Source organism: Campylobacter peloridis LMG 23910, assembly GCF_000816785.1.
GTDB lineage: Bacteria > Campylobacterota > Campylobacteria > Campylobacterales > Campylobacteraceae > Campylobacter_D > Campylobacter_D peloridis.
The window spans coordinates 1,610,001-1,628,387 of the sequence record NZ_CP007766.1; the positions used below are offsets into that span (position 1 = coordinate 1,610,001).

Genomic DNA, 18,387 nt, shown 5'->3' on the forward strand with positions numbered 1-18,387 from the left:
TATAATGACAAAAAATTAATCGTTTTCAAAAATTTCAACAATACTAGCAGGCAAAAGCTCATGTTCTAAGGTATGAATTTTATCTTCAAATTCTTCAAAACTTAATTTTCCTTTTTCAAAGGCTTTTTGGGCTATGATTTTCCCACCATCAAGCTCTTCATTTACCCAATGCACGCTAATACCCGCTACTTTCATATCGCTTTCATAGCTTTCTTTAATCGCATGGGCTCCTTTAAATAAAGGAAGCAAAGAAGGGTGCAAGTTGATAGCTTTTATATTTTGCGTAAAAACAGGGCTTAAAATTCGCATAAATCCTGCCAAAATAGTTAAATCTGCTTGACTTTGTTTAATCAGCCTCACAAGTTCTGCGTCAAATTCTTCTCTTGAAGTAAATTTTTCATGTTCGATGATTTTTGTATCAAGGCCGTATTTTAAAGCCCTTTGTATGCCATAAGCATTAGCTTTATTGCACAAACATAGCACCACTTCAAAGGTGTTTTTTCCAAAGGTTTTTTTGTGTAATTTTTCTAAGATATTTTCTAAATTGCTTCCATTTCCACTAAATAAAACTGCTAGTTTTATAAGCATTTTAACCCCTTTATTAGTTTTAAAGCATCAAAGCTATTTTTATTTTTTGTGTAATTTTTAGCCACCAAAGCATGTGCTAAAACAGCATTTTTTGCTGCTTTTAAAGGGCTAAATTTAGCTCCAAGTAATGCTGCTATCATTCCGCTTAATACATCACCACTGCCACCTTTTGCCAAAGCCTCATTACCACAATTTACTACAAAAAGCTTTTCCTTTTGTAAAATGATGGTATTTGCCCCCTTTAGCACTAAAACACATTGAAAATTAACTCCAAATTCTCTTGCATAAAAAAAGCGTTTGCTTTGAATTTCTTCTACGCTAATGTTTTTGTTAAAGCAAAAACTCAAAAGCCTTGAAAATTCTTTAGGATGAGGGGTTAAAACCACATCATCGCGTTTTAAATACGCTTTTATATCAGGGCTTGAAAAACAATTTGCATCAAGCACCAAAGGAATGCTTTTTAACCTCTCATCTTTTAAAACTTCTAAATTTTCAAGCCCCATACCCAAAGCTATAGCACTGGCATTTTGGCTAAAGTCTTGTTTTAGCATGATTAAAGGCGAAAAGCTTTCCTTTGCAACCAATGAAACAAGCCCTGCTCCAAATTCTAAAGCTCCAAGTCCTGCTAAAGTTCCTGCACTTTTGTTAGCCAAGATATAAACATGGCCAAAATCGCCTTTATTTGAGTTGGCCTTTTTATCAATACATCTTAAATCTTTTTTTTCTAGTAAGAAATTTTGTAAATTTTTGTTTTTTAATTTTAAACCAAGATTGGCAAGTTTTATTTTACCAACATAATCTTTTGCAAAATCTTCTAACAAAATTTCTTTTAAAACACCCATACAAAGTGTGTAATCAGCCTTAAAACATAGCTCTTTTCCAAGCCCACTAGGTATATCACAAGCTATTTTTAAAGCCTTACTTTTGGCAATTTTTTGAAAAATTCTTTGTAAATTTTCATCTAAAGCTTTGTTTAAACCACTACCAAAAACGCAATCAACTATAATGTCAAAGTCTTTAAATTTAGGTTGTTTTTTTAAAAATTTAAAACCCATATTTTTTAAAATTTGTTCTTGCTTGATAAACATTGTGCTTTTTTTATAACCCAAAGCATACGCATAAGCTTTTTTAAGGTGTCTAATAGCTACAAGCCCATCAGCTGCATTTCCGCCAGCACCAAGCAAAAATAAAATCTTAGCGTTTTTGAATTTTTTACTTTTTTTCTTGATGAAATTTGCAAGCTCTATGCCTGCATTTTCCATCATTAAAAACTCATCCAAACCTTTTTCAATCAATTGTTTTTCATAAGAAATATTATCTTTAAATATCGCTTTCATTGTTTATCTCATATTTTATAAATTTTTGAGTTTTTGCACCTAATTCTTTGAGTTTCATAACCCTTGAGGCTACATTGCCACTTCCATGAGTTAGTTTTGTTTGCATATTGTCTAAATTGGAATTTAATTTTTTAACATTATCTTTGATTTTTTCAAAATCCTCCAAAACCCCTGCAAATTTATCATGAAACTTGCCAAGCTCTTCAAAAGCTTTTAAAACATTTTCATTGCTTTGGATATTTTTCCATGAAATATTTATGGTATTTAATGCCATAAAAAGCGTATTTGGCGTGGTTAGATAAACCTTTTTTTTATAAGCGTATTGATAAATTTCAAGATCAACGCTTAAAATCAAATCTAAAATGTTTTGATAAGGTATAAAAAGCAAAACAAACTCATAAGTGTGCTTATCATACTGCATATAAGGCTTTTTGGCTAACTCATCTATCCTTGCTTTTAAATTACTCGCTAAATCAAAACAAGCACTACTACTCATATCTTCAAAACTAAAATCACTTGGAAGTGAAAATTTTGCGTCAATGATAATACTTTTTTGTTTGTCTAAAAACACCACTGCATCAGGAATGTAAGTTTTGCCCTCATCTTGAAATCTTTCTTGTAATTTATACTGCACACCTTCTACTAAACCGCTATTTTCCAAAACGGATTTTAGTTGTAATTCTGCAAAATTACCACGAATTTTTTTATCACCCTTTAAAACCTTGGCTAATTTATCTGCATTTTCTGTCATATTTTGACTGAATTTAAACATATTATCAATATGAGTTTTAAGGCTAATTTCATTAGAATTTAATCTTTCATTGTATTCTTTCACGCTTTTTTTAATAGGCAAAAAAACCTCTTCTAAAATTTTTTTTGCATCTTCATTGAGCATGAGTTTATTTTGATTTAAAATATTTGCATTTTGTTTTTGCAAATTTTGATCTAATTCTTGTTTTAGCTCAGTTAAACTTTGCTTGTATTTTTCTTCTAGCTTGGTTAAATTTTGATTGTATTCTTCTTTTAGCTGAGAATATTGTTTTAAATGAGTATCTAAAAGCTCTTGTTGGATTTGTTCTTTTTGGGCTAATTTTGCCCCTAAAGCTTCATTTTGAGATAAATACAATATTTTTTCATCTAAAAGCTTGGAATTTTTTTCTATAAGTGTAGTTTTTTCAAGTTCTAAAGCACGAAGTTGCTCTTGCAAAGAGGCGTTATTTTGCGCTAAAAATTCTAATTTCATCTTTTCCTTTTGGCTTTTAAACACATACCATATAAAAGCCAAAATCAAAACAAACAAAAAAGCTATTAAAATTTCCACTATCAAGCCTTTTCAAGAAAATAAATATTTTTTTCGTTTGCTTCTTTAAATTGCTTCATCTTAGGCAAAAATTCTCTCACTAAGGCTCTAAAATTTTTAAAACCAAAATTTTGCGGGATAAAATTGGCGTGTTTTCTGTTCATATTGGTGCGAATTTGGGCATATTCAGCACGACCTTTTTCTTCTATTAATGCTTCTGTGATGTTGATTAAATCTTTGATGTATTCTTTGTTGATGAGAATTTTTTCTTTGGATTCATCTTTGTCTAGATAAAAAAACTCGCTAAAAGAATTCACATAAGATTTTACAGCCTGTTTTAAACCCATGCCTATGACTTGTTTTTTGTTTTCTTTGAGTTTTTGGATTAAACTTGTATAATCACTATCGCTTGAAACAATGACAAAAATGTCAATATCTTTTTCATAAAAAACACTCATAATTTCAGTGATTAAATACATATCGCTTGAATTTTTATTAGCTATGAAGTTAAATTGCTGCATAGCGATGATAGAATATTGAGCGATTTGCTCTTTCCAATTTTGTATATTTTTTTGAGTCCAATCCCCATAAATTCGCTTTATGACTATCTCTCCATAATCAGAAGCGATATCAAAAATTGATTTTGCATATTTTGAGGGGATATTTTCTGCATCAATGAAAATTGCTATGCTTTTATTTTCCATTTTTACTCCTATAAACTTCTTATCCTAAAACTCAGGGCTTTTAAAATATGTGTTTTTGAAATCAACTCACTTTGTTCTAAATCCGCAATAGTCCTTGCGACTTTTATAGTTTTATTCACCCCTCTTTGGGATAAACTATAAGAATTTATAGCTTTGTTTAAAATTTCTTCAGCGCTAGAATCTAAAACGCAAAATTGCTTCATCTGCTCTTCATTTAATTTTGCGTTAAATTCTTCTTGTTTTCTTTGTTTTTGAAACAAAAACCCCTTAAATACCATTTCACTCATTTGTTCAGAGCTTAAGCTTGGTTTATCTTCATGTGAAATTTCATCCATAGCTACATATAAATCTATCCTATCTAAAATAGGGGAAGAGATTTTGTTTTTGTATTTTTTAATCTCTATTTCTTGGCAACGACAAGCTTGGGTTTTAGAGAATAAATTCCCACAAGGACAAGGATTTTGCGCACAAGCAAATAAAAATTTAGTTTCATAAACTACCTTAGTATTTACTCTTGAAATAAGGATTTTAAAATCTTCCAAAGGCTCTCTTAAGCTTTCTATGATTTGCTTTGAAAAATGAGGGAATTCATCAAAAAACAAAACTCCGCCATTTGCTAGGGCAAGTTCGCCTATTTTAGCACTCTTAGTTCCCCCGCCAAAAATACTTGCCCTTGTGCTTGTATGATGTGGGCTTCTAAAAACCCTGCTTGCACTAAAATCATCATCTAAAGAATTTAAAGATTTATAGGCATTTTGGGCTAAAATTTCTTTCAAACTTTGTGGTGGCATGATAAAAGGAAGTCTTTTTGCACACATACTCTTGCCACTACCTGGACTGCCTTCAAATAAAATATTATGCATTCCAAGTGCTGCTACAATACAAGCAAATTTAGCATTTTCTTGCCCTTTAACTTCTTTAAAATCATGGGGAAAATGGGTGTTTTTGATGTATTTTTGTTGATTGATTTTTATAGCGTTCTTAAACAAAGGATGGGCGTTGGTGATTTTATAATTTTCATAATTTTTTTCTTTAAAAAAATCAATTGCTTCGTTTAAATTTTCTAAGGCATAAATTTCTAAATTTGGAATCATTGAAGCTTTTAAGGCTATGCTTTTTGGCACCACAACTTTAGCATTTTGCACCTTTGTGCTTAAAAAAAGCAAGATAGAAAATAAACTAGCAGTGCTTTTAATACTCCCATCTAAACCAAGCTCTCCAAATACAAAAAAATCATCTAAATTTTCTTTTTGAAATAAAATCAAAATAGCAATAGCCAAATCAAAATGAGAGCCATTTTTAGGTATATCTGATGGACTAAGATTGATAGTGATTTTTTGTGCAGGAAAAGAAAAATTATGGCTGAGTAAAGTCGCTTTAACTCTTTCTGTGCTTTCTTTGATAGTAGAATTAGCAAGGCCGACTATATTAAAACCTGGTAAGCCTCTTGTGAAAGTTGATTCTACATCGATAATATCAAGCTCATTGGAAAAACTTGCACATTTTAGCTTTTTCATTTGCTTTTTTTAGTTTTTTTCTTAAATTCTTTATCGAATTTTTGACGCTTTAAAAAAGATAATTTTTCAATAAACAAATGCCCATCAAGATGATCAACCTCATGCTGGATAGCCACTGCTAGAAAATCATGTGCATTTAGTGTTTTTTTATTACCAAATCTATCTTGATAATTTAATTGTATATTCTTATAACGCATTACATCTTCATAAAAACCTGGTATGCTTAAACATCCTTCATTACATGAAATACGCTCATCATCTAAAGGAGTGATAACAGGATTAACAATCTCCAATAAAGTCTGTTTATCCTCTTTTTGCTCCCCTTCTTCATCTCCAATATCCACAAGTAAAGCTCTTATTGGTACATCTACTTGAATAGCTGCAAGCCCTACTCCTTTGTTAGCTATCATCGTTTCATACATATCATCTAAAAGAATGTGTAATTGCTCATCAAAATTTTCAACCGGTTTGGATTCTAAAAACAATCTAGGATTTGGATAGGTAATTATATTTCTTATCATTTCTCTCTTTCTACGACAATAAATGGTTCTAATTCTTTGCCTGTTTTACTCAAAGAATCTATACATTTGTTTATTAATTCTTCGCTTTTGTTGTTTTGATTAATTGCACTAATTGCAATTTCTACATCAACATCAATTTCTTTATCTGCTAAGAAAAAGTTTGAATTTTCTAAAGATTGTAAAATTTTATTACAAATTTCTTGTGCCTTGTCTAAATTAGTATGAAACATAATCATTGCAAAAGTATTATTTCCATAGTGAGCTACAATATCACTTGATGAAATATTTTTACTAAAAATTTTACATATACCTTTTAAAAAAGCTATTTTTTCTTTTTGCGTATATGCTTGTTCTAAGGTATATTCTTTAACTTTAAAAAATAAAATCGAAGTGTGATAATTGTATTTTGCACTGCTTTCAATGCTTTTTTCTAAATTTTCTATAAAATACCTTTTATTAAATACACCAAATTTAGAATCAAAATCACTTTGTTCTTCTATATGTTTATAAGTTTGCCTTACCTCGTTAAAATTTTCTTTAATTTCATCTGAGTATTTATCTAAAATATTGGAAAATCTTAATAAATCTGTTTCTAAAGCATGAATGATATTTGAAACTGCCAAATTTCCTGTGCTTATTGAAAGCTCTGAATTTCTTCTTTTTAACATATCTTTCATTGTTTCAAGGTGTCTATAAATCATAGCAATGTATTGTAATAACGCTGAAGTGGAGCTAAAGCTTTTTTTAATCTCTTGCTCTATATTTGCACGCTTTATTTCATCATCTTTTTGCTCAAACTCCATAATTTCGCTAACTTTTTTCTTAAATGCTAAAGGACGATCATCTAGCATTTTTTGAAAATAAACACTAAAATTAATAGGAGTTGGGGGAATATTATCTTTTATTAATTCTGATAATACAGACTTGGCAAATTTTTCAAATTCCCCTCCGCTAATTTTTTGAATTTTTGGAGCTTCTTTGATTGGGGCTTCGCTGTCTAAATTTAACTCAGCAAATAAATCATCATCTAACATTGCTATGTTTTTCCTTATTTAAAACTTTTTTCCAAAACCTTATCGATTAAACCATATTCTCTAGCTTCAGCCGCACTCATAAAGAAATCTCTATCAGTGTCTTTTTCTATCTTAGAAAGTTTTTGCTTGGTATTTTTTGCCAAAATATCATTTAAAATAGCTTTTAATCTTAAAATTTCTTTTGCTTGGATTTCAATATCCGTTGCTTGACCTCTTGCTCCACCTAAGGGTTGATGTATCATTATTCTAGAATTTGGTAAAGCAAAACGCTTTCCTTGTGCTCCACAACTTAACAAAAACGCACCCATAGAAGCAGCTTGTCCTATACATATAGTGCAAACATCAGGTTTTATATAATTCATAGTATCATATATACTAAAGCCACTTGTTACAACACCACCAGGAGAATTTATGTAAAGATAAATATCTTTTTGTGGATCTTCAGCTTCTAAAAATAAAAACTGCGCAACAATAGAAGCAGCAAGATCATCATTAATCTCGCCGCTTAACATAATGATTCTATCTTTTAAAAGCCTTGAGTAAATATCATAACTTCTTTCACCACGGCTTGTTTTTTCAACCACATAAGGTATATAAGAACTCATCATTTTTCACTTTCTTTTTCATTTTTCTTTTTTTCATTTTTCTTAAATATGTCAGCAAAAAGTTTTTCTTCCACTAAAGCCATTTTCACAGCAGGAAGTGCACCTTGTTTTTTATAATTATCCAAATGCTCTTGAGGATTAAAACCATATCTATAGGCTTCAAAGTATATTGCTTGGATTAATTCTTGATCGCTTACTGCGATATTTCTAAGCTTTGCTAATTCATCTATAATAAAAGTTAATTTAACACTTTTTTGTGCATCTTCTTTAAAACTTTCTCTTTTTTCTTTATATTTTGCTTCATCTTTGAATTCTTTTAATTCTTCTTCACTAAGAGTTCTTAAAGAATTTCTAAATTGCATATCAGTTTCTTGCTCGACAATATTTCTAGGTAAAGTAAAATCAAATTTTTCAACCAAAGCTTCTGCAAATTGATTTTTAAGTTCATCATTAATTAATTTAAAAATTTTCTCATTTTTAATTTGTTCTTTTAATTTAGCGTCTAATTTTTCAACGCTAGGTTCTTTTTCATCTGGTAATAAATTTTTTAGAATATCTTCATTTAATTGTGGTATTTTTAATTCTTGAATTTCATGAATTTTTACTTTAAACACAGCATCTTTTCCTGCTAAATGTGCTGCACCATATTCTTTTGGAAAGGTAACATTAATATCTTTTTCATCACCTGCTTTTAAACCAATCATACCTTCTTCAAAGCCTGGTATAAATTGTTTTGAGCCTATTTCAAGAACATAATTTTGTGCTTTTCCACCATCAAAAGCTTTACCATCAACAAAACCTTCAAAATCAAATTTAGCAAAATCTCCTTCTTTTAATGCTCTTGTCTCTTTAATCGCCTCAGGAGTAGCAAATCTTTTTAATAATTCTTCTTTTTTTGCATCGATTTCTTTTTGTGTTACTTTTGGGGTATTATAAGTTGGAATTAATTCTTCATATCCATCTAATTTTACCTCTGGTTTGAAAGATAAAACCATTTCAGCAATAATTTCACCATCTTTTCTGTCGAATTTTTCAAAATATGGCTCACCCACTAAATCTTTAGCTTCTTTTTTTACTTCTTTTAAAGCAGCATCTACAGCATTTCTTAAAAGATCTTGCTCCGCATCTCTTGTAAGTTCTTTTTCGTATCTTTTAAGTATAGCGGCAACAGGAACTTTTCCTGCTCTAAAACCATCCATTTTCATAGTTTTAGATGCTTTTTTAGCTAATTTTTCCACTTCTGTTTTAATAGCTCCTTGAGCAATTTTCACAGTAGCATTTGCATTTGCAAAATCAATTAGTTTTGCTGTAACTTCCATAATATTTTCCCTTTTTAAATAAAATTTTTTGATAATATACCAAAAATTTCCTTATCGCTTTATATAAAAATAAAAATATGTTAAAATTTTAATTTTTATGGAGAAAAAATGCAGAAAAAATTTGAACAATCAGTTATAAATATACTAGAAATTATAGGCGAAAATCCTACTAGAGATGGACTTATAAAAACACCCGCTAGGGTTTTTAAAGCTTTTGAATTTTTAAGTAGTGGATATAAACAAGATCCTAAAAAAATACTCAATGATGCTTTATTTGATAGCTCAAACAATGAAATGGTTTTAGTAAGAGATATAGAATTTTATAGTCTTTGTGAGCATCATTTATTGCCTTTTTTTGGAAGAGTTCATGTAGCTTATATACCTGATAAAAAAGTAGTTGGACTTAGTAAAATTCCGCGTTTAGTTGAAGTTTTTGCACGACGCTTACAAATTCAAGAACAACTCACAGAACAAATCGCAGAATCTTTAATGGAACATGTAGGCGCAAAAGGCGTAGGTGTAGTTATAGAAGCAAGACATATGTGCGTTGAAATGCGTGGGGTGCAAAAGGCAAATTCTACTACAAGCACTTCAGCTTTAAGAGGGAGTTTTTTAAAAAGTGAAAAAACCCGAAAAGAATTTTTTTCTTTGATTAATTCATCTAAACAGGTTAGATTTTAATGGGTTTGGCAAAACTTAGAAATAAAATTTCTTCTCAAAATCTAGCTAGTGTTTTTGGACAAATTACTAAAATTTCAAGTACTAGTATAGAGATAAGTGGCTTAAAAACTAGTATAGGTGATATCATTAAAATAGTTTCTAGCGAAGATGAGAGTAAAGAAGCTATGGCTATGGTTGTAGAGGTGGATGAGAATTTAAGCTATTTAAGTCCTTTTGGTTTTGTAGAAGGTTTTAAAATAGGCGATCGTGCTTTTATAAATGATGCGGGTATGCAAATAGGAGTTAGTGATGAACTTTTAGGAAGGGTTGTTGATCCTTTTATGCGGCCAAAAGATGGCAAAGGGCCTATTGAGGCAAGTAAATTTATGCCTATAATGAGAGCTCCAATAGATGCAATGAAACGAGGTTTAATAGAGGAAGTTTTTCCAGTTGGAGTAAAAACAATAGACGCGCTTTTAACTTGCGGTGTGGGACAAAAGCTTGGAATTTTTGCAGGAAGTGGGGTTGGAAAATCAACTCTTATGGGTATGATAGTTAAAAATTCAAAAGCACCTATAAAAGTTATAGCATTAATTGGTGAGCGTGGTAGAGAGATTCCTGAATTTATACAAAAAAATTTGGGTGGAAAGTTAGATGATACCGTGATTATAGTCGCTACGAGTGATGATAGTGCTTTGATGAGAAAATATGGTGCATTTTGTGCTATGAGTGTGGCTGAGTATTTTAAAGAGCAAGGTAAAGATGTGCTTTTTATAATGGATAGTGTTACGCGTTTTGCTATGGCACAAAGAGAAATAGGCCTTGCTTTAGGAGAGCCACCTACTACAAAAGGTTATCCCCCTAGTGTTTTAAGCTTATTACCACAACTTATGGAAAGAACAGGCAAAGAAGAAGGCAAAGGAACTATAACAGCATTTTTCACCGTTTTAGTTGATGGAGATGATATGAGCGATCCAATAGCTGATCAAAGCAGATCAATACTTGATGGCCATATAGTTTTAAGTAGAGAATTAACTGATTTTGGAATTTATCCACCTATAAATATACAAAATTCAGCTTCAAGGGTTATGGGTGATATAATAAGTCCTGAGCATAAATTATGGGCTAGAAAATTTAAGCGTTTAAATTCTTTATTAAAAGAAAATGAAGTTTTGCTTAGAATAGGAGCTTATCAAAAAGGAAGTGATAAGGAATTGGATGAAGCCATAGCAAAAAAAGATTATATGCAAAAATTTTTAGGACAAAATCCAGATGAAAGTTTTGAATTTGAAGACACCATTAATTTGTTAAAAATGATTGATTCTTAAAGTGGAATATTTTTTGCTTTTATTTTTCATGAAAAAGCCATGAAAAAAGGATGGGTCATGTCAAATACAAATTTTTTACTAAATCATCAAGATAGCTTTAATCTAAAATACACAGATATTTGTCAAAATATTTTTGAAAGAGAATTTTATACACAAATGTTTTTAGAGTGTATATGTTTTGAGCTTTTGGAGAACAAAACTAAACTAAAATACTTGAAAATAATTTCTTCTAAAGAAGAATTTATAGTTGAATTTAAAATCAATAACCAAAAAAAATCTTTTATTTTAAATGATAAAAAAAATCTAAATATAGAATTTAACGCTAAAAGATTAACTCAAGAAGAATATGAAAGAGAATTGGCTAGAATATATCAGCTAGAAAGATATTTAAAATCACAAAATAATCTTCAATTTTTCTCAAATGAATTGTTTTTGCATTTAAAAAATTTATTTAAAGATATGGATGAGTTTAAAAATTTCATAGATATTCTTGAAGAAAAAGAAAATACTCACAATAATCATTTTTCCAAAATTTATAATATAGCTTAATTATTTACAAAACTTTGCCGATAATATTATGAATCCAAAAAAAGGAGTAAGTTATGGGCGAAGTTACTAACAATCAAGCAAGTTTAATGCTTAGCATTGCAACTACTATGATGAAAAAAACCATAGAAACAAATGAAAATGCTATTATGCAAGCACTTGAAGGCGTAAATGCAAACCCTGCTCCAACTACTGCTCCTGCTAATAGTTCAGGATTACTTGACATTTACGCATAATTTTTCTCTTCGATTTAAAAATATTGGCATAGCTTTTGCTTTTTCAAAACTAAGCAATATTTTTAAAGAGAAGAGTTATGTTTATAAATTCCAATGTCAATCCATATCAAAATTTTGCAAACTATCCTTTTGCAAAAACTGAAAATATGGAACAAAAAAAAGAAAATACCAATGTTAAATTAGAACTTGCAGAAACTAAAAATCAAAATATTGATTACAAAATAACCTACGCAAGTGAATTTGGTTTTAGAATAGATGAGCAAGGTTTTTTCGAAAAAGATCTTAATAAAAGCGCTAAAATTCCTTTAGATTATGCCATTAATATAAAAAGCGTAAGAGAAATTTCAAAACAACTTATAAAGCTTGATGAGAATTTAAATTACAACAAAATAGATTTACCAAGACTTTTAAACACTTATCACAACACATTAAAAACTATAAATCCACAATTTCAAAACAATGATAATGATTTTTTAAGTAAAGCTCAAATTTCAGAGTTAAATCAAGGTTATAGCTATAATTATGAAGGAAAAATTCTAAAAATTTATACCAATACAAAAGAATTACAAGAAGCAAAAGAAAACAATAAAAACTTAAATACCCTAATGCTTGATAATAAAATAGGTGATTTTGCATTTACTTGGAGCATTGAAAATACTGCGAGTAATCCTATCATTAAACCTTATATCAACAAGCAAGGAGAAGTTTCTAAAAGTGGATTATTGTTAAATTACATTTACAATGATATTAAAGCACAAAATCACAATAAAAATAATTTCTTCTTATCGCCTATAGAATTAGATTTTTCATCAAATTTAAATTTTCAAAAACTTATAAACGGCGAACTAGATCCTAAAAATTTTGTTGATGATAATAATAAAGAAAAAATGAGTTTTGATTTGTATCTTTATATTAATGGAGTAGATAAAAACACTACTTCAGAAGATAAATTGTCTGTATTTTTTCAGCAATATATTAATTATCAGCATAGTATAAACATGCAAGAATTTGCAAATTCTAGTTCTATTTATAGTTTATATAGTGAAAAAACTATTAAAGACTTAGAAGAAATAAAAACGCAATTTAATCAAAAAGAAACAGCAAGCAAACTTGAAGAATTAAACGCACAAAAAGAAAAACTAGATATACAATTTTTAGAAAACCGCAAAAGACAAGCTAGTATTAATAAAATTTTACACTCTTATTTAAATGCTATGGCTTAAACTTGTGCTAAAATAATAACAATTTTTTGCACAAGTTAAAAACTTATTTTGATTTAATATTAAATTTAATATTTTAGTGTATATTTACAAAAAAAAGATAAAAAATATCCTAATTAAAGGAGTGTATTTTGAAAGTATATTTGGATAATAACGCAACAACCATGCTCGCACCAGAAGCTTATGAGCTAATGTTGCCGTATTTAAAAGAAAATTATGGTAACCCAAATAGCCTTCATCAATGGGGTAGCGCAACCCATCCTGCATTAAAACAAGCCATGGATAAGCTTTATGCAGGGCTTGGGGCAAGTGATTTAGATGATATCATCATAACATCTTGTGCTACTGAAAGCATTAATTGGGTGCTTAAAGGGGTGTATTTTGATAGAATTTTAAATAGCACTAGAAATGAAATCATTATTTCTAGCGTAGAACATCCTGCAGTTGCAGCCTGTGCTATGTTTTTAAAATCTTTAGGTGTTAAGGTTATAGAACTTGGCGTTGATCATGAAGGTGTTTGTAGTGTAAAAGATCTAAAAGAAGCTATTTCAGATAAAACTGCCTTAGTTAGCATTATGTGGGCAAATAACGAAACGGGTATGATTTTTCCTGTAAAAGAAATGGCTGAACTTGCTCATGAATATGGAGCATTATTTCACACAGATGCCACTCAAGCAGTAGGCAAGATAAAGGTTGATTTTGCAAAAGTTGGAGTGGATTTTGCTTCTTTTTCTGCACATAAATTTCATGGCCCAAAAGGAGTTGGTGGGCTTTATATCAAAAAAGATTTAGAGCTAACTCCACTTTTACATGGTGGAGAACATATGGGTGGTAGAAGAAGTGGGACTTTGAATGTGCCTTATATCATTGCCATGGCAGAAGCTTTAAGGATAGCTAATACCATGCTTGATTTTGAAAACTCACATATTAGAAGATTAAGAGACAAACTAGAAGATTTAATTTTAGCTATGCCTGATACAAGCGTAGTTGGAGATAGATCAAGAAGGGTTCCAAATACCATCTTAGCAAGCATTAAAGGTGTAGAAGGTGAGGCTATGCTTTGGGACTTAAATAAAAATGGCATAGCAGCAAGCACGGGATCAGCCTGTGCTAGTGAAGCACTTGAGAGCAATCCTATCATGGAAGCAATTGGTGCTGAAAATGATTTAGCGCATACTGCCCTAAGACTTTCTTTATCAAGATTTAACACAGAAGATGAGATTGATTATGCAGCAGAGCAGATTAAAAAAGCAACTCAAAGACTTAGAGCAATCTCTTGTACTTATGCGTATAAGCCACAAAATAATTAAAGGATAAATAATGGCAAAAAATAACTTAATCGGTGGATCAATTTGGGATGAATACTCCCAAAAAGTTCAAGATAGGATGAATAACCCAAAACATATGGGAGAATTCACACAAGATGATGCAAAAAAAGCCAATGCAAAACTTATTGTTGCTGATTTTGGTGCTGAAAGTTGTGGTGATGCGGTTAGGCTTTATTGGCTAGTAGATGAAAAAACAGATAAAATTATCGATGCTAAATTTAAAAGTTTTGGTTGTGGAACAGCCATTGCAAGTAGTGATACTATGGTAGAACTTTGCATAGGAAAAAGTGTTGATGAGGCAGTTAAAATTACAAATTTAGATGTGGAATTTGCTATGAGAGATGATCCACAAACTCCAGCTGTTCCACCTCAAAAAATGCATTGTTCTGTTATGGCTTATGATGTTATAAAACAAGCTGCAGCACAATATAAAGGGATTAATCCTGAAGATTTTGAAGATCAAATTATAGTTTGTGAGTGTGCTAGAGTTAGCCTTGGAACTATAAAAGAGGTTATAAGATTAAATGATTTAAAAAGCGTAGAAGAAATCACTCAATACACCAAAGCAGGCGCTTTTTGCAAATCATGCATAAAACCAGGCGGCCATGAAAAAAGAGAGTATTATTTGGTAGATATTTTGGCTGAAACTAGAGCTGAAATGGAGAGAGAAAAATTAAAAGAACAAAGTAAAGGTGATGTAGCTTTTGATGATATGACTATGGTTAAACAATTAAAAACTGTAGAAGCTGTTTTAGATAGCGAAGTAAGACCTATGTTGCATGGAGATGGCGGAGATTTAGAAGTGATTGATATACAAAAAGCACAAGGTGCTGCTATTGATATATATATTCGTTATCTTGGAGCTTGCAGTGGATGTTCAAGTGGAAGCGGTGCAACTTTATATGCAATAGAAAGTATTTTACAAGAAGAACTTAGTCCAAATATACGCGTTATTCCAGTTTAAGTAGTTTTGCTACTTAAACTTTTATATTAAAAATAAACCTTTTATGATAAAATAGTTATTTTATTAAAATTTAAAAAAGGTTTTTTATGCAAAGAATACAAACTCTTATAAAAAGTGAAACATTTCCAGGTGTTTTATTAATATTTTTTACCTTACTTGCTTTAATTTTACAAAATAGCTCTTTAACAGATCAATATACTAATTTTTTAAATATTCAATTTGGCTTTCAAGCAGGTGGTTTAGAAATTTTTAAACCCTTACTTTTGTGGATTAATGATGGCTTAATTGCTATATTTTTCTTTGCTATAGGACTTGAATTAAAATATGAAGTTACAAGAGGACAACTCAATAGCATAAAAGCTATGTCTTTGCCTGTATTTGCAGCACTTGGTGGTATGGTGGTTCCTGCTTTGATTTTTGCATTTTTTAATTATCATGATTCTTTTGCATTACAAGGCTGGGCTATACCAACAGCCACTGATGTTGCTTTTGCGGTTGGAATTTTAATGCTTTTAGGTAAAAAAATTCCAACTTCTTTAAAATTGTTTTTACTCTCTTTAGCTATTTTTGATGATTTAGGTGCAATTATTGTTATTGCCTTATTTTACACAAGCGAACTTTCAGTATTTGCTATGATTGCAGCTTTAGTATGTATGTTGGCACTTTATTTATTAAATCATTTTCATGTTACTAAAAAATCTTTTTATATTATTATAGCTATAATCTTTTGGATTAGCATGCTTAAAAGTGGCGTTCATGCGACTTTAGCAGGGGTAATTACTGCTTTATTTATTCCGCTTGAAACAAAAGGCGGTAAATCATTTCTAAAAGAAATTGAACATGATTTAGCTCCTTGGGTGAGTTATTTTATACTCCCAATATTTGCTTTTGCAAATGCTGGGGTAGATTTAAAAGATATGGATCCTAGCTTTATTTTTTCATCTGTTAGTTTGGGTATTATACTTGGTTTATTTTTAGGTAAACAAATAGGGGTATTTTTATTTTCCTATATAAGCATAAAACTAGGTTTAGCAAAATTACCTCAAAATGTAAATTTTAAACAACTTTATGGCGTTTGTATATTAACAGGTATTGGCTTTACTATGAGTTTTTTTATAGATGGTTTAGCTTATCAAAATAGTAATATTTTTGCATATTCTGATAAATTAGCTATTTTAATTGCTTCATTATTAAGTGCTGTAATTGGGTATATTTATTTAAAAATTATCTATGGATTTAAAAAATAATGATAAATAAATTTAAAAATTTAATCTCTATTGAAATTTTAGGGGGATTATTTTTACTTAGTGCAACAATACTAGCACTCATTTTAAAAAATAGCCCATATGGTGAAAGCTACATGGAATTTTTAAGTGTAGAAATGGGTTTTAAAGTAGGCACTTGGGAGCTTTTTAAACCTTCATTGTTATGGATTAATGATGGTCTTATTGCTATTTTTTTCTTTGCTATAGGACTTGAGCTAAAAAAAGAATTTATTCAAGGAGAATTTAAAACTATTAGCAATATAATCCTACCCTTAATAGCTGCAATTGGTGGTATAGTAGTCCCTGCTTTGATTTTTTGTATTATCAATTTTCATGATGCTTATGTTTTAAGAGGCTGGGCTATACCAACAGCCACTGACACAGCTTTTGCTTTAGTTATACTAGCTATGCTAAAACAGCGTATTCCTAGCTCTTTAAAAATATTTTTAGTATCTTTGGCTATTTTTGATGATGTAGGAGCTATTTTAATCATTGCTATTTTTTATACAGGAGAGCTTTCTAGTTTAGCTTTTTTTGTTGCATTTTGTTGTATTATGGGATTATTTTTACTCAATCGCTTAGGTAATGAAAGAAAATCATTTTATTATATACTTGGTGCTTTGCTTTGGCTTAGTGTATTAAAAAGCGGTGTGCATGCAACTTTAGCAGGTATTATCACAGCTTTGTTCATACCTGTTTATACCAAAAATAACCATGCCTTATTAGAAGAAATAGAACATGGGCTTAAATTTTGGATTGCTTTTGTTATTTTACCTATATTTGCTTTTGCAAATGCTGGAGTTGATCTTTCTAAAATAGAAACTCATATGCTTTTTAGCGGAGTGAGTGTAGGTATATTTTTAGGATTATTTGTTGGTAAACAACTAGGAGTATTTGGTTTTGCTTATATGGCGATTAAATTTAAGCTAGCAAAATTACCTAAAGATGCGAATTTTAAACAACTTTATGGCGTTTGTATATTAACAGGGATTGGCTTTACTATGAGTTTTTTTATAGATGCTCTTGCTTACGAAGTTAGTGATATATTTAATTTTGTAGATAACTTTGCCATATTATTAGCTTCTTTAGCTTCTGGAGTATTTGGATATTTTTACTTAAGATTTATAAAATAATTAAGCTTTATTTTAAGAAAATAAGATATAATTTTATCTTCATATTGGCCCATTCGTCTAGCGGTTAGGACATCGCCCTTTCACGGCGGTAACACGAGTTCGAGTCTCGTATGGGTCACCACCTTTAATTACTCTTTATTTTTATCCTCTTTAAAAGAAAATATAGGCAAAGATAATCCATAATGTATAGCTAATAATCTTGCTATAGTTCCTACAAACAATGAAGCAAGAATTACCCATAATTCATTAACACCAAAAATATAAAGTATATAATACAAAGCACCTGTTAATATAGCAACACCTGCATAAATTTCTTTTTGAAACACAAGCGGAATTCTTGCACACAATATATCTCTTAATATTCCACCAAAAACTCCTGTAATCACAGCTGAACTCACAGCCACTATAAAACCATAGCCCATTTGTATGGCAATTTGTGCACCCAAAACACTAAAAACAACCAAACCAATAGCATCTAAAACTAAAAATAATTTTTCAAGCTTTATAACATATTTAGCTATTTTTGTGGTAATCATCGCAGCAACACAGATTAAAATAACATATTCAGGAGTTTTAATCCAAGTTAAAGGATGATGATCAAGTAAAATATCTCTAATTGATCCTCCTCCAATAGCTGTAACAAGTGCTATAAATATTACCCCAAAAAGATCCATTTTGTGTCTTCCTGCAGCTATAGCCCCTGTCATTGCATCAACGGTAATTCCTATAATATAAAGTATAGTTAAGAGCATGATAAGTTTTTAAAAAACCCTTGTTTTAAA

General features: G+C 30.1%; 19 protein-coding genes and 1 tRNA gene. 10 read left to right on the forward strand and 10 right to left on the reverse strand.

Annotated elements, in window-relative coordinates; genetic code table 11:
• Window positions 1-15: 15 nt before the first annotated feature.
• The 9 genes from purN to tig are packed head-to-tail and all read right to left on the reverse strand — an operon-like array spanning window position 16 to window position 8,925.
• Entirely contained in the window at window positions 16-588 is a 573-nt protein-coding gene (gene purN / locus CPEL_RS07895; protein WP_044599368.1) for a phosphoribosylglycinamide formyltransferase, read from the reverse strand.
• Complete coding sequence (locus tag CPEL_RS07900; RefSeq protein WP_044599369.1) at window positions 579-1,925, reverse strand: bifunctional ADP-dependent NAD(P)H-hydrate dehydratase/NAD(P)H-hydrate epimerase; 1,347 nt, start codon at window positions 1,923-1,925, stop codon at window positions 579-581. Before CPEL_RS07900 ends, purN begins: the two co-directional genes overlap by 10 nt.
• On the reverse strand, window positions 1,909-3,246 hold the full coding sequence (locus tag CPEL_RS07905) for a DNA recombination protein RmuC (RefSeq protein ID WP_084083577.1): 1,338 nt from the start codon (window positions 3,244-3,246) through the stop codon (window positions 1,909-1,911). The genes CPEL_RS07900 and CPEL_RS07905 overlap by 17 nt, the downstream gene beginning before the upstream one ends.
• Before the next feature lie 2 nt (window positions 3,247-3,248).
• The gene (locus tag CPEL_RS07910; RefSeq protein WP_044599371.1) at window positions 3,249-3,929 is read right to left on the reverse strand and encodes an NYN domain-containing protein; all 681 of its coding nucleotides are present in this window, start codon (window positions 3,927-3,929) and stop codon (window positions 3,249-3,251) included.
• 8 nt (window positions 3,930-3,937) lie between these two features.
• Window positions 3,938-5,446 (reverse strand): YifB family Mg chelatase-like AAA ATPase, encoded by a 1,509-nt coding sequence (locus CPEL_RS07915; RefSeq protein WP_044599372.1) that lies wholly within the window; start codon window positions 5,444-5,446, stop codon window positions 3,938-3,940.
• Window positions 5,443-5,967 (reverse strand): peptide deformylase, encoded by a 525-nt coding sequence (def, locus tag CPEL_RS07920; RefSeq protein WP_044599373.1) that lies wholly within the window; start codon window positions 5,965-5,967, stop codon window positions 5,443-5,445. The genes CPEL_RS07915 and def overlap by 4 nt, the downstream gene beginning before the upstream one ends.
• Window positions 5,964-7,001, reverse strand: a complete 1,038-nt coding sequence (locus CPEL_RS07925; protein ID WP_044599374.1) for a GGDEF domain-containing protein — start codon at window positions 6,999-7,001, stop codon at window positions 5,964-5,966. The genes def and CPEL_RS07925 overlap by 4 nt, the downstream gene beginning before the upstream one ends.
• A 14-nt stretch (window positions 7,002-7,015) precedes the next feature.
• Entirely contained in the window at window positions 7,016-7,606 is a 591-nt protein-coding gene (gene clpP, locus CPEL_RS07930) for an ATP-dependent Clp endopeptidase proteolytic subunit ClpP (RefSeq protein WP_044599597.1), read from the reverse strand.
• Entirely contained in the window at window positions 7,606-8,925 is a 1,320-nt protein-coding gene (gene tig, locus CPEL_RS07935; RefSeq protein ID WP_044599375.1) for a trigger factor, read from the reverse strand. The genes clpP and tig overlap by 1 nt, the downstream gene beginning before the upstream one ends.
• Window positions 8,926-9,033: 108 nt before the next feature.
• Between tig and folE the strand changes: the two genes are divergently transcribed.
• The 10 genes from folE to CPEL_RS07985 all read left to right on the forward strand — a co-directional run bounded on the left by folE (window position 9,034) and on the right by CPEL_RS07985 (window position 17,726).
• A complete protein-coding gene (folE, locus tag CPEL_RS07940; protein ID WP_044599376.1) occupies window positions 9,034-9,606 on the forward strand; it encodes a GTP cyclohydrolase I FolE in 573 nt (190 codons plus the stop codon).
• Entirely contained in the window at window positions 9,606-10,913 is a 1,308-nt protein-coding gene (gene fliI / locus CPEL_RS07945; RefSeq protein WP_044599377.1) for a flagellar protein export ATPase FliI, read from the forward strand. The genes folE and fliI overlap by 1 nt, the downstream gene beginning before the upstream one ends.
• 57 nt (window positions 10,914-10,970) lie before the next feature.
• The gene (locus tag CPEL_RS07950; RefSeq protein WP_044599378.1) at window positions 10,971-11,462 is read left to right on the forward strand and encodes a hypothetical protein; all 492 of its coding nucleotides are present in this window, start codon (window positions 10,971-10,973) and stop codon (window positions 11,460-11,462) included.
• Window positions 11,463-11,515: 53 nt separating this feature from the next.
• Window positions 11,516-11,695 (forward strand): hypothetical protein, encoded by a 180-nt coding sequence (locus CPEL_RS07955; RefSeq protein ID WP_044599379.1) that lies wholly within the window; start codon window positions 11,516-11,518, stop codon window positions 11,693-11,695.
• A gap of 77 nt (window positions 11,696-11,772) precedes the next feature.
• A complete protein-coding gene (locus tag CPEL_RS07960; RefSeq protein WP_044599380.1) occupies window positions 11,773-12,918 on the forward strand; it encodes a hypothetical protein in 1,146 nt (381 codons plus the stop codon).
• Window positions 12,919-13,046: 128 nt separating this feature from the next.
• Window positions 13,047-14,225, forward strand: coding sequence for a NifS family cysteine desulfurase (locus tag CPEL_RS07965; RefSeq protein WP_044599381.1), 1,179 nt, complete (start codon window positions 13,047-13,049; stop codon window positions 14,223-14,225).
• Between the two features lie 10 nt (window positions 14,226-14,235).
• The gene (locus CPEL_RS07970) at window positions 14,236-15,207 is read left to right on the forward strand and encodes a Fe-S cluster assembly scaffold protein IscU (protein ID WP_044599382.1); all 972 of its coding nucleotides are present in this window, start codon (window positions 14,236-14,238) and stop codon (window positions 15,205-15,207) included.
• Window positions 15,208-15,293: 86 nt separating this feature from the next.
• The gene (gene nhaA / locus CPEL_RS07975; RefSeq protein WP_044599383.1) at window positions 15,294-16,454 is read left to right on the forward strand and encodes a Na+/H+ antiporter NhaA; all 1,161 of its coding nucleotides are present in this window, start codon (window positions 15,294-15,296) and stop codon (window positions 16,452-16,454) included.
• Window positions 16,454-17,605, forward strand: a complete 1,152-nt coding sequence (gene nhaA, locus CPEL_RS07980) for a Na+/H+ antiporter NhaA (protein WP_044599384.1) — start codon at window positions 16,454-16,456, stop codon at window positions 17,603-17,605. The genes nhaA (CPEL_RS07975) and nhaA (CPEL_RS07980) overlap by 1 nt, the downstream gene beginning before the upstream one ends.
• 46 nt (window positions 17,606-17,651) lie before the next feature.
• Window positions 17,652-17,726 (forward strand) — tRNA-Glu (locus CPEL_RS07985).
• A gap of 7 nt (window positions 17,727-17,733) precedes the next feature.
• Here CPEL_RS07985 and CPEL_RS07990 read toward each other — a convergent pair.
• On the reverse strand, window positions 17,734-18,357 hold the full coding sequence (locus CPEL_RS07990; RefSeq protein ID WP_044599385.1) for a trimeric intracellular cation channel family protein: 624 nt from the start codon (window positions 18,355-18,357) through the stop codon (window positions 17,734-17,736).
• Window positions 18,358-18,387: the final 30 nt, after the last annotated feature.

Excerpts from the sequence above, each read along its gene's own strand:
- nhaA (WP_044599383.1), top strand. The coding sequence starts at position 15,294 with ATGCAAAGAATACAAACTCTTATAAAAAGTGAAACATTTCCAGGTGTT.
- def (WP_044599373.1), bottom strand. The coding sequence starts at position 5,967 with ATGATAAGAAATATAATTACCTATCCAAATCCTAGATTGTTTTTAGAA.
- tig (WP_044599375.1), bottom strand. The coding sequence starts at position 8,925 with ATGGAAGTTACAGCAAAACTAATTGATTTTGCAAATGCAAATGCTACT.
- CPEL_RS07925 (WP_044599374.1), bottom strand. The coding sequence starts at position 7,001 with ATGTTAGATGATGATTTATTTGCTGAGTTAAATTTAGACAGCGAAGCC.
- nhaA (WP_044599384.1), top strand. The coding sequence starts at position 16,454 with ATGATAAATAAATTTAAAAATTTAATCTCTATTGAAATTTTAGGGGGA.
- CPEL_RS07910 (WP_044599371.1), bottom strand. The coding sequence starts at position 3,929 with ATGGAAAATAAAAGCATAGCAATTTTCATTGATGCAGAAAATATCCCC.
- folE (WP_044599376.1), top strand. The coding sequence starts at position 9,034 with ATGCAGAAAAAATTTGAACAATCAGTTATAAATATACTAGAAATTATA.
- CPEL_RS07900 (WP_044599369.1), bottom strand. The coding sequence starts at position 1,925 with ATGAAAGCGATATTTAAAGATAATATTTCTTATGAAAAACAATTGATT.
- fliI (WP_044599377.1), top strand. The coding sequence starts at position 9,606 with ATGGGTTTGGCAAAACTTAGAAATAAAATTTCTTCTCAAAATCTAGCT.
- CPEL_RS07950 (WP_044599378.1), top strand. The coding sequence starts at position 10,971 with ATGTCAAATACAAATTTTTTACTAAATCATCAAGATAGCTTTAATCTA.
- CPEL_RS07915 (WP_044599372.1), bottom strand. The coding sequence starts at position 5,446 with ATGAAAAAGCTAAAATGTGCAAGTTTTTCCAATGAGCTTGATATTATC.
- CPEL_RS07990 (WP_044599385.1), bottom strand. The coding sequence starts at position 18,357 with ATGCTCTTAACTATACTTTATATTATAGGAATTACCGTTGATGCAATG.
- CPEL_RS07970 (WP_044599382.1), top strand. The coding sequence starts at position 14,236 with ATGGCAAAAAATAACTTAATCGGTGGATCAATTTGGGATGAATACTCC.
- CPEL_RS07960 (WP_044599380.1), top strand. The coding sequence starts at position 11,773 with ATGTTTATAAATTCCAATGTCAATCCATATCAAAATTTTGCAAACTAT.
- CPEL_RS07955 (WP_044599379.1), top strand. The coding sequence starts at position 11,516 with ATGGGCGAAGTTACTAACAATCAAGCAAGTTTAATGCTTAGCATTGCA.
- clpP (WP_044599597.1), bottom strand. The coding sequence starts at position 7,606 with ATGAGTTCTTATATACCTTATGTGGTTGAAAAAACAAGCCGTGGTGAA.
- purN (WP_044599368.1), bottom strand. The coding sequence starts at position 588 with ATGCTTATAAAACTAGCAGTTTTATTTAGTGGAAATGGAAGCAATTTA.